The following is a 10,271-nucleotide window of genomic DNA, read 5'->3' on the forward strand; positions in this document are numbered from 1 at the left end:
CGCATTGTCGAACCATGCTGGCGCCTGTTGCATTCCATGCTTTCACGCTAAAAAAGTCAGAAGACGTCTTTTTACTCCTGTTAAAAACAGATTACTATGCGAGTACCTTTCTGCTCAATCTTGATGGATACCCATACGTTGAAATCCCTTGTTCACCGTCTGCTGACCCTGTTTGTTGTCGTCCTTCCGTTCTGTGAGATGAAGGCACAATCCGCCCCCGATCCACTGCTGGCCTCTCAAATTGTTGACCGCTACGCTCAGAGCATTTACGCCGATACCAAAGCCACGGGTATGGCAATGGTCGTCATTGACACCAACCAGCGCGTGTTTGCCAGCCAGGGATCGGTGAGTCCGGGCAGTCCCGTTCGTCCACATAAAGACTCGGTTATTCGTATTGCTTCCCTGACTAAACTAATGACCAGCGAATTGCTGGTCAAACTGGCGGAAAAAGGGGTGGTGCGTTTGGATGACCCATTGAGCAAATATGCGCCTCGTGGCTACAGCGTACCGAGCTATGCCGGGCAGACCATCCGCCTGATCAACCTGGCAACCCATACCAGCGGCCTGCCGCGCGAGCAGCCTGGCGGCAAAGCACACCGCCCGGTGTTTGTCTGGCCGACCCATAACCAACGCTGGAACTGGCTTAATAGTGCACATCTGAAAATTGAGCCCGGAACCGAGGCGTCCTATTCGAACCTTGGATTCGATCTGCTGGGTGATGCGCTGTCGCATGCTGCTGGCGTACCTTACCCAGCCCTGTTGCAACGCGAGATAACCCGTCCGCTGGGGATGAAGGACACCACTTTTACGCCTTCGCCCGAACAGTGTTCCCGGTTGATGGTGGCAGAAAAAGGCGCCAGCCCCTGTATCAACACGCTGGCGGCAATTGGTAGCGGCGGGCTCTACTCCACACCGGATGATATGGGCCGTTGGATGCAGCAGTTCCTCTCTTCGGATGTCCATGCCCGCTCATCGCAGGCAGACCGTATCCAGACCATGATTTATCAACGTAACCAACTGACTAAGATCAGCGGCATGGATGTGCCAGGTAAAGCTTCGGCACTGGGCATGGGCTGGGTCTATCTGGCTCCGCAAGACGGGCGGCCCGGCATTATCCAGAAAACCGGCGGCGGTGGCGGTTTTATCACCTATATCGCGATGGTTCCACAATACAGCGTGGGGGCATTTATCGTGGTGACGCGTTCCTCCCAGACCCATTTCAAAGCGATGAGCGATGGGATTAACAATCTGCTCACCGAGCTGATTGGTAATACGCCGGGCAGTGCGCACCTGGCCGCCAGTATTATGTCAAATTAATGCCCTTCCCCGGTGATAAGCGTCAATGATTACCGGGTATATACCAATATGTAAATTTTGATTGTCTTGATGCGGTAATGGATCATTAAGGTGCATTCCGCACTGTAGACGAACACATCATCATGTCTTGCGGTCCTTTTTCCAGCATAATGCACTATTCCCCAGCATTATCCTCTCTGCTCCACCACACTATTTTTGACAAAAAATTTCCATACGTTTCGTTATTCACTCCAAATAATTCCAGTCAAGAAAAGGCAGCAATAAAGAACCTTCTCAGCAACAAGAATAAACACAATGAAGCAGGGAAATGGGGGCAGCCAACACACTGACAACCTGACGTATGTCGGCCCGTTTATTCTGGCACAAAATATGCTTTATCCCCTGTCTGCGCAACACAATATAAGAATGGTTTGTCCAATAAATCAGCCACGTTATCACAACATGAGGTTCTTATGGCTAAGGGTGCATTTAAACAAAAATTAGGACTGGTTGATCTCAGTTTGCTGGGTATCGGATCCATGATCGGGTCCGGCTGGCTGTACGCGGCGCTGACCAGTTCAGGCTATGCCGGAGCGAAAACCGGCTGGGCATGGATCCTGGGGGCGATTATTGTGCTGCTGATAGGCCTGGTCTTTGCCGAACTGTCAGCCGCCATTCCCCGTGCTGGCGGTTTTGTTCGCTACCCTAACTTCTCACATGGCAATGTCGTCGGGTTTGTGATTGGCGTCAGCTCGCTGCTGGCTTATACCAGTACCGCAGGTGTGGAAGTGGAAGCGGTACGCCAGTATGCCCAGTTCTGGTGGCCCGCGGTCAGCAATGCTGACGGGAGCCCATCCACCCTCGGTTTTGCCGTACAAATCCTGTTATTAGTGCTCTTCTTCCTGTTGAATTACTGGAGCGTCAGTTTCTTCGGTCGGGTGAACACTATCGTTACCACCTTTAAATTCATCGTTCCGCTGCTGACCATTATCACGCTGTTCTGTTACTTCAATGGCGCGAATCTGGATGTCCCCCCTCCTCCACCCGGCGGCGCGCACGGCGTCTTCACTTCACTGACCGGCGCAGGTATCGTCTTTGCCTATCTGGGTTTCCGTCAGGCGGTCGACTTTGCCAGCGAGGCGAAAAACCCACAACGCAACGTACCACTGGCCATTTTAATCGCTATCGCCGTCAGTTTTGTTATCTACATCGCGCTGCAATATGCCTTTATGGGCGCCGTACCGTCGCAGATACTGTCCGCCAACGGTTGGGATGGTCTGAAGAAAGTCTTCCAGTCACCCTATGCCGACCTGGCGCGTAGCCTGGGGATCACCTGGTTGATCAACCTGATTCTGGTGGATGCGGTTATCTCACCGGCCGGGACGGGCAACATCTATCTGGCCGGGGCCAGCCGTGTACTGTTCGCATGGGCGCGTAACGGTCACCTGTTCAAGATATTCGGTGAAGTCGATGCCAAATCCGGTGTGCCGCGCGGTGCGCTGTGGCTGTCACTGGTGTTGTCAATTGCCTGGACGTTGCCTTCTGAATTCCAGGTCTGGGGCGGTCTGATTGGCGCCGTGACCTCGGCGACCGTCTTCACCTATATGCCGGGCCCCGTCAGTCTGGGCGCTTTCCGTCGCCATCTGCCTGGCATGGCGCGTCCTTTCCGTCTTCCGGTGGCCGCGATCCTCAGTCCCCTGGCATTTGTCGCCAGTACCTTGCTGATTTACTGGAGCGGCTGGTCGGTGAATATTATTCTGATCCCCATTCTGATCCTGGCATGGGTCGGCTATGCCTTATTTGGCAAGAAAAACGAAAACTCCAGCCGCGACCTGCAATGTGCCTGGTGGTTGCTGGCCTATTACGTGTTGGTGTTGATTATCTCTTATCTGGGGACATTTGGCGGTATCAACGCCATCAGTTCACCAACCGATATGGTGCTGGTCGTCATCGCTTCGCTGGTCTGCTACTACTGGGGGATAATCACCAGTCTGTCAGTGCCGGAGATTACCGATGAGGATGAACTGGCCTCCGGGCAAAATGACCCGGCAACCGGTAAATACGCACACAATTAAGCGTTAAATCGATATCACGACGGCCCGCAGCATGCGGGCCGCTCATCAGGCCGCCAAACACCGTCCGGACTGCGGACATCATGCTTTATTTTACCCGCAGATATTTTCCCTCAGCCAACACCTTATAGCCAAATACACACTCTCCCGGCACCGCGGTTATCAGGCGGTCCGCCGTAAAATCCACACTGACTTTATACTGCTTCCCCACTGGGGTGACGTCATCACGGTTCTACCTTCCCTATCCGGCATATCGCCACTGTTCTCCCGCAGGGGAAGAAGCCGTGGCAAAGCGACGCAGGGCAAATCCTTTTCTGGCCAGGTAGAAGAAATCAGGCGCTATCATAGCGCGAAATGATCTTAATCAATACCAGCTGAGTCATTCATCCGCATATTTCCTTAAGAAAATAAAACGCTATTTCACTTTCAGTAAAATGGACACGCTAGCGGAGAACATAATGCAACACAGAATGATACTCAATGAAACAGCCTGGTTTGGACCCGGATCCATCGCCCAGATTGTCAATGAAGTCGCCCAACGTAATTTAAAAAAAGCGCTACTGGTCACTGATAAGACCTTAATCAAGGCCGGCGTTATTGAAAAAGTCACCGCGCTGCTGGATAAACATCAACTGCCCTATGTTATTTATGATGAAGTGGTGCCAAACCCAACCATCGCCGTAGTGAAAAATGGCGTGGAGATATTTAAAACGTCTCAGGCGGATTATCTGATAGCCATTGGCGGAGGCTCGCCGCAGGACACGGCAAAAGCGATTGGCATTATTATCAATAACCCGGAATTCTCAGACGTACGTAGCCTGGAAGGCGTCGCTAACACCCGTTACCCAAGCGTACCGATTATCGCTATCCCGACCACCGCCGGCACCGCGGCTGAAGTCACTATCAACTATGTGATAACCGACGAGGAAAACCGTCGCAAGTTCGTGTGTGTCGACCCACACGACATCCCCATTGTGGCAATTATCGATGCCGAAATGATGGCCAGTATGCCGCCATCGCTCAAGGCCGCTACCGGAATTGATGCGCTGACCCATGCCATCGAAGGTTACATCACTAAAGCCGCATGGGAACTCACCGATGCGCTGCACCTGAAAGCCATCCAGATTATCAGTCGTTCGCTACGTGCTTCCGTGGCGGGAGATAAAAAAGGCGTGGAGGATATGGCGCTGGGTCAGTACGTCGCTGGCATGGGCTTCTCCAATGTGGGCCTCGGCCTAGTTCACGGTATGGCACACCCGCTGGGGGCGTTTTATAACGTGCCGCATGGCGTAGCCAATGCGATCATTCTGCCGCATGTCATGGCCTGGAACACGGATTATACCGGTGAAAAATACCGCGATATTGCCCGCGCGATGGGGGTTTCCGGAATATGCGGCAAAACGTTAAGCGAAGCGCGGATCGCCGCCGTTGAGGCAGTGAAAAAACTCTCTGACGATGTCGGCATTCCCACCAGATTACGTGATGTCGGGATGAAAGAGGAAGATATTCCGGCGCTGGCCCAGGCCGCTCTGGATGATGTCTGCACCGGTGGCAATCCACGCGACGCGACACTGGCCGATATTACCGCACTCTATCGCCAGATTTATTAATCCTCAGCTTGCAGGCAGACTCTTTGTCTGCCTGCAAAGACTTCCCCCGGATAGCGTGGAGTCTCCCTGATGGTTAACGCTATTCCGCGCAGGTTGACGGCACCGCGGCAACCGATCCCCGGCGAATAAAATGGGTAGTGAAGTCGGGCTGGTCGCCTGCGCTATCGCCTCTGATCTGCGCGATCACACGGCGGGCCGCTTCCCGTCCCATTTCATATACCGGTTGTTCAATCACCGACAGCGGTGGCGAAACGATTTCGGTCCACGGAAAATTGTCGTACATCACGAAGGAAAGATCCTGCGGGATCCGCAAACCACGCAGGATAAATTCCCGCAGCAGCGCCTGGGCTATCAGACTGTCGGAGGCTATCACCGCGGTTGGCGGCAAACGCCCACTAAACAGATCGCTCACAATCCGCTTGATCGCGGTCGGATCACTGGCGCCCGTCTTGATCAGTTCAGGCTGAAAAGCAATACCCGCGTGTTGAAAAGCCCGTTCCATCCCAGCGACCCGCTGGACAACCGGCGTTAATCCCAGATCCGCAGGTCGACGATACCCTTCCCTACAGTGCAAACTGGTCACATAAGCGATACGGCGATGGCCCAACTTCAGCAATTCCAGCGTCGTTTCCTGCGCCGTGGCGGTAAAATCCACACTGATAACCTCTGCCGCCAGAGAGTCTACCGCCCGATCAAACAGGGTTAGCGCGCGGCCATCAGCCAGAACTTGCAACAAATGCTGATTATCTGCGGCAGCAGAGCTGCAAGGCGCGACGATAATGCCGTCGACACGCTTATCCAGCATCACCCGTACCGCTTCCTGTTCAATCGCCACCTGCTCATCACTGTTGCTGAGGATCACGTGATAGCCCGCCTGGCGAGCCACGTCGGAGATGCCGCGCAGAGCAAGGCCAAAGTGCGGGTTCTCGATATCGCCGACAATCACCCCAAGGGTGTTGGAACGTCCGGTGTTCATGCTACGCGCCAGCTCGTTCGGGCGATAACCCAGCTTAGCCGCAGCATGACTGACCCGGGTGGCAACTTCTTCGCTCACTGCGCCATAACCGCCTAAAGCCCGCGCGGCTTGCGCTTTCGAGACATGTGCCTCACGGGCCACATCAGCAACGGTGGGTGCCTTACCCCGGGGAAGGATCGTGGTCATAATAAATTCGAATCACCGATTGAGTTGTCGAAGATTGACGGGTTCTGGCGACTGTGCCTACTATCACTATAGCTGATTTGAGACCGGTCTCACAACCACCCTGTCACTTCTCAGCCACCTGCTTTGAGAACGGTCTCATACTAATAATCACACCGTTCTCAATAGTCGTTGATGTTACTGACAACAAAAACGGACTCATTATGAAATCGCAAACACTCCCGCACGCACTGGCCGCATTGCTCTTCGCCGCAGTCACCCTGTTTTCCGGCGCAGCCCCCGCCGCCAGCCATGATAATCCCTACGGTTTAATCGAACCCGGCCACCTGCGAGTCGCCAGTGTCGGTGATGCCAAACCCTATACTTTTACCGATGCCAACGGCAAGTTCACCGGCTTCGACATCGAATTTTTCACTGATGTCGCACACCGGATGGGTATTCAGCAAGTGGACTTTATCGGCCTGGATTTTGCCGGGATATTACCGGCTGTCGCGAACGGCCAGTACGACGTGGGCGTGTCGGCGATAGGCATTACCCCTGAGCGAGAAAAAACCGTTGATTTCTCCTCTGGCTACCTGGCCGGTTACCTCACCGTGCTGACCCGTAGCGACAGCGGGGTAAAAAATGTCGACAGCCTGGCGAAACACCGCCTGGCGGTAGTCCAGGGAACACTGCAAGATAACTATGCCGTGGCGCATTTCAAACAGACGGATATTGTACGCTTCCCGGATAACAACACGGCAATCGCGGCGCTGAACAACGACACCGTCGATGCGGTGTTCCTCGACTATGAATCAGCCAAAAGTTATGCCGACCGTTACAAACTGGTACATGCCGCGGATATCCCTTCTTTTGACGCCCCTGCCGGTTTTGCCATCGCCAAAGACAAACCCGCGTTCAAAGCCGCGCTGAATAAAGCCATCAAAGCGGCGATGGAAGACGGTACCTGGAAGCGTCTTTACATAAAATGGTTCCCCGGTTCCCCCATGCCGAAACAATATCTGCCAGCGGCTGCACAGACCAGCCAGTCCTGATCCTGTCAATCCGGCGGTACGCCCTGCCGTGCCGCCTGCAACAAGTGAGTGACCGCCATGGATATTGTTTCAATCCTGACCCGGACCTTCTTCGACCTGCCATCGATGATACAAATATTGCCGGAGATGCTGGGGACCGGGCTGGTGAATACCCTGATTATCTCTGTTGCCGCTACCGTATTGGGCACCACTATCGGGCTGTTGCTGGCGCTGATGGGGATTTCGCCCTCACGCTGGCTACGTGTACCTGCGCGAGTGTATACCGATCTGTTTCGCGGATTACCTTCTATTCTGACCATCCTGTTGATCGGCCAGGGGCTGGCGCGCTTCAGTTATCACCTCTTCGGCCCCAGCCCTTATCCATTGGGCATCTTCGCGCTCAGCCTGATCGCCAGCGCTTATATGGGTGAGATTTTCCGCTCTGGTATTCAAAGCGTGGAGAAAGGCCAGTTGGAAGCCTGCCGGGCGCTGGGGATGAGCTATGCCCGCGCAATGCGCCTGATCATCATCCCACAAGGGATCCGCCGCGTACTGCCCGCAGTGGTTAATCAGTTTATCGCCATCATTAAAGATTCGTCGCTGGTCTATCTGCTGGGACTGATGGTCAATGAGCGCGAGTTATTTCGTGTTGGCCAGGATGCAGCGGTACTGAGCGGTAATCTGTCGCCGTTAATGCTGGCGGGATTGTTCTACCTGATGATAACCGTGCCGATGACCCATCTGGTGAACTACGCTGATGTGCGTTTCCGTACCGGTCGCCGTAAACCGCCGGTCGCGCAGAGCGGGCTGAAAGAAGTGGATGAAGTCCAGCAACATCGTACGCTGGCCAGCCGCCACGCCTCTCCCCTGACGCCGGAAAGAGGACAATGATATGGTAAATCAAACCATCACCGCCCACCCACAGCAAGAAAAAGCCTTCCACGGCGCCAGTCTGGAACTGAAAAATCTGACCCTGGCCTACGGCGTACTGGAGGTCATCCGCAACGTGTCGCTGAAGATCGCACCCGGCACCACCACCTGCATTATCGGTCCGTCAGGCTCAGGAAAATCCACCCTGCTGCGCGGCATAAATCGCCTGCATGAACCTAAATCCGGCGATGTGCTGCTGGGGGGACGCTCTGTACTGAAAGACCACCCCGATGCCCTGCGTCTGCGGATTGGGATGGTGTTCCAACACTTTAATCTGTTCCCCGACCACACCGCGTTGCAGAACGTCGCACTGGCCCCATGGAAGATTAAAGGGTTAGCCAGACAGCAGGCGTTCAGACTGGCGGCCGAACGACTGGATGAAGTGGGCCTGACGCAACGGGCCGATCACCGTCCACGGGATCTCTCCGGCGGTCAGCAGCAGCGAGTCGCGATTGCCCGGGCGCTGGCGATGGATCCTGAAGTGATGCTGTTCGATGAAGCCACCTCGGCTCTCGATCCGGAACTGGTCAAAGGCGTGCTCAACCTGATGGCCGACCTGTGTCAGCGCGGCATGACCATGGTGGTGGTCACCCACGAAATGGGCTTCGCCCGCAAAGTGGCCGATCAGGTGGTGTTTATGGACGAGGGCGAAATCGTCGAGAGCGGCTGCCCTGAACAAATGTTTGATCATCCGCAGTCTGCCCGCCTGCGCCGATTCCTCTCTGAGGTGTTGTGAAACGTGTGGACTCACTGCGGATAACTTTTCCCCTAACTGACAAGGAACTTTCCCCATGTCTGCAACCGCTTCAAGCAAGAAAATCGCCGTGATCGGCGCTGGCGTGATGGGTGTTTCCATCGCCACCCACCTACAGCGCCAGGGCGCGGAAGTGCGACTGATTACCGAGACCGAGCCTGCATCCGGCGCATCCAGCCATTCACTGGCGTGGCTTAACTCAGCCGGTGAGCGCTCACTGGCCTATCATGCCCTGCGGATGGCCGGTATCGATCGTTACCGGACCCTGTTCGCCCGCCATCCCGAGTGTGAATGGCTGCGTTTTGATGGCGGCCTGTACTGGGGTAAAGATGATGCGTCAGGTACCCTGGCTCGCCATACTTATGAAACCTCGCTCGGTTATGATTCCCACCTGACCCACGCGGCGACGGTCGACAACTTCACCCCCAATATTGCTCACCAGGCGATCGCCGATAGCGCCATTTTTAATCCTGGCGAAGGCTGGGTGAGCCTGCCGCATCTGATTCGTTTTCTGTTGCAAGAATTTACCTCTGGTGGCGGCAAACTGGTGACCCAGGCAGGTAAAGCGCAGGTCATTACCGACGCGGCAGGTATCGCAACCGGGGTCTCAACCGCCAAAGCCGGCAATTTTAGCGCCGACAGCGTGGTGGTGGCCTGTGGCCCTTACACGCCGGAGGTAGTGGAGCCACTGGGCGTTACCCTGCCAAATGGTTCACCCGTGGCGATGCTGGTCACCACCGAACCGGTGGAACATGGCCTGAAAGCGGTGTTGAATACGCCACGGGCTGCGGTCCGGCCCAATCCAGGCAACAGTCTGGTGATGGATCACGACTGGTACGAATCGCAGTTCACTCAGGATGCGCAGGGCAATTACCAGATCCCACCCGCCGTGATCAGCGAGTTGCTGGCAGAGTCAGCCAAACTACTGGCCGGTCAGCCCACGCTGAAAGCCGCAGGTTACCGGGCAGGGCTGAAGCCAATCCCTGGCGATGGCGATCCGGTACTGGGCGAACTGGCAAAAGTGCCAGGTTGCTTTGTCGCCTTCACGCATTCCGGCGCGACGCTGGCACTGATCGTTGGTGAACTGCTGGCCGGTGAAATCCTCAGCGGTGAAAAACACCCGATGCTTGCGGCGTTCCGCGCGGAGCGCTTTTAAACCATCACAGGCCACCGGGATGTGGCCTGTGAACAGTAAAAATTGCGCGCTGGCGCGCCGTTACCCCCGCAACACCCTGTCAGTCCGTTGGATCCGTCGACTGGCTTCGCACCTGAACATTACATGAATGTAATGTTCAGGTGCGATAACTGCCATGACCTCCTCCTTATAATTGAAACCCATACGTTTTCTTACTATGAGTCGCCTGGCTCAGAAGCCAGGGCAAAGCCACATTTTGCAGACGTCAGCGCTCGTGGTGGCATCTGGTAGTGGACTGGAGA

At 55.2% G+C, this 10,271-nt stretch carries 8 protein-coding genes; 7 read left to right on the forward strand and 1 reads right to left on the reverse strand.

The genetic code is table 11. From position 1 onward, the window contains the following. Positions 1-123: 123 nt before the first annotated feature. From ampH to fucO, 3 genes are all read left to right on the forward strand, one after another. On the forward strand, positions 124-1,317 hold the full coding sequence (gene ampH, locus EH228_RS07030; RefSeq protein ID WP_152320995.1) for a D-alanyl-D-alanine-carboxypeptidase/endopeptidase AmpH: 1,194 nt from the start codon (positions 124-126) through the stop codon (positions 1,315-1,317). Between the two features lie 452 nt (positions 1,318-1,769). Then, positions 1,770-3,371 carry an APC family permease gene (locus EH228_RS07035; RefSeq protein ID WP_152320958.1) on the forward strand — a complete coding sequence of 534 codons (1,602 nt, stop codon included), beginning with the start codon at positions 1,770-1,772 and terminating at the stop codon, positions 3,369-3,371. 455 nt (positions 3,372-3,826) lie between these two features. Further along, positions 3,827-4,978 carry a lactaldehyde reductase gene (fucO, locus tag EH228_RS07040; RefSeq protein ID WP_152320959.1) on the forward strand — a complete coding sequence of 384 codons (1,152 nt, stop codon included), beginning with the start codon at positions 3,827-3,829 and terminating at the stop codon, positions 4,976-4,978. Between the two features lie 79 nt (positions 4,979-5,057). On the opposite strand, the gene EH228_RS07045 is transcribed toward fucO, so the two are convergent. Next, positions 5,058-6,140 (reverse strand): LacI family DNA-binding transcriptional regulator, encoded by a 1,083-nt coding sequence (locus EH228_RS07045; protein WP_152320960.1) that lies wholly within the window; start codon positions 6,138-6,140, stop codon positions 5,058-5,060. A gap of 200 nt (positions 6,141-6,340) precedes the next feature. Between EH228_RS07045 and EH228_RS07050 the strand changes: the two genes are divergently transcribed. From EH228_RS07050 to EH228_RS07065, 4 genes are read left to right on the forward strand one after another with little or no spacing between them, the layout of a single operon-like run. Next, the gene (locus tag EH228_RS07050; protein WP_152320961.1) at positions 6,341-7,171 is read left to right on the forward strand and encodes an ABC transporter substrate-binding protein; all 831 of its coding nucleotides are present in this window, start codon (positions 6,341-6,343) and stop codon (positions 7,169-7,171) included. A gap of 57 nt (positions 7,172-7,228) precedes the next feature. Then, positions 7,229-8,041: an amino acid ABC transporter permease gene (locus tag EH228_RS07055; RefSeq protein ID WP_152320962.1), complete on the forward strand. Its 813-nt coding sequence runs from the start codon at positions 7,229-7,231 to the stop codon at positions 8,039-8,041. A 1-nt stretch (position 8,042) separates the two neighbouring features. Then, a complete protein-coding gene (locus EH228_RS07060; RefSeq protein WP_152320963.1) occupies positions 8,043-8,816 on the forward strand; it encodes an amino acid ABC transporter ATP-binding protein in 774 nt (257 codons plus the stop codon). A gap of 55 nt (positions 8,817-8,871) precedes the next feature. Next, complete coding sequence (locus EH228_RS07065) at positions 8,872-9,990, forward strand: NAD(P)/FAD-dependent oxidoreductase (protein ID WP_152320964.1); 1,119 nt, start codon at positions 8,872-8,874, stop codon at positions 9,988-9,990. Positions 9,991-10,271 lie beyond the last annotated feature (281 nt).

The sequence above is a fragment of the Erwinia endophytica genome (genome assembly GCF_009295515.1).
Lineage (GTDB): Bacteria > Pseudomonadota > Gammaproteobacteria > Enterobacterales > Enterobacteriaceae > Erwinia > Erwinia endophytica.

Bases quoted from the DNA above. Each gene is read 5' to 3' on its own strand.
- EH228_RS07045 (WP_152320960.1), bottom strand. From the start codon at position 6,140: ATGACCACGATCCTTCCCCGGGGTAAGGCACCCACCGTTGCTGATGTG.
- fucO (WP_152320959.1), top strand. From the start codon at position 3,827: ATGCAACACAGAATGATACTCAATGAAACAGCCTGGTTTGGACCCGGA.
- ampH (WP_152320995.1), top strand. From the start codon at position 124: ATGGATACCCATACGTTGAAATCCCTTGTTCACCGTCTGCTGACCCTG.
- EH228_RS07055 (WP_152320962.1), top strand. From the start codon at position 7,229: ATGGATATTGTTTCAATCCTGACCCGGACCTTCTTCGACCTGCCATCG.
- EH228_RS07060 (WP_152320963.1), top strand. From the start codon at position 8,043: ATGGTAAATCAAACCATCACCGCCCACCCACAGCAAGAAAAAGCCTTC.
- EH228_RS07065 (WP_152320964.1), top strand. From the start codon at position 8,872: ATGTCTGCAACCGCTTCAAGCAAGAAAATCGCCGTGATCGGCGCTGGC.
- EH228_RS07035 (WP_152320958.1), top strand. From the start codon at position 1,770: ATGGCTAAGGGTGCATTTAAACAAAAATTAGGACTGGTTGATCTCAGT.
- EH228_RS07050 (WP_152320961.1), top strand. From the start codon at position 6,341: ATGAAATCGCAAACACTCCCGCACGCACTGGCCGCATTGCTCTTCGCC.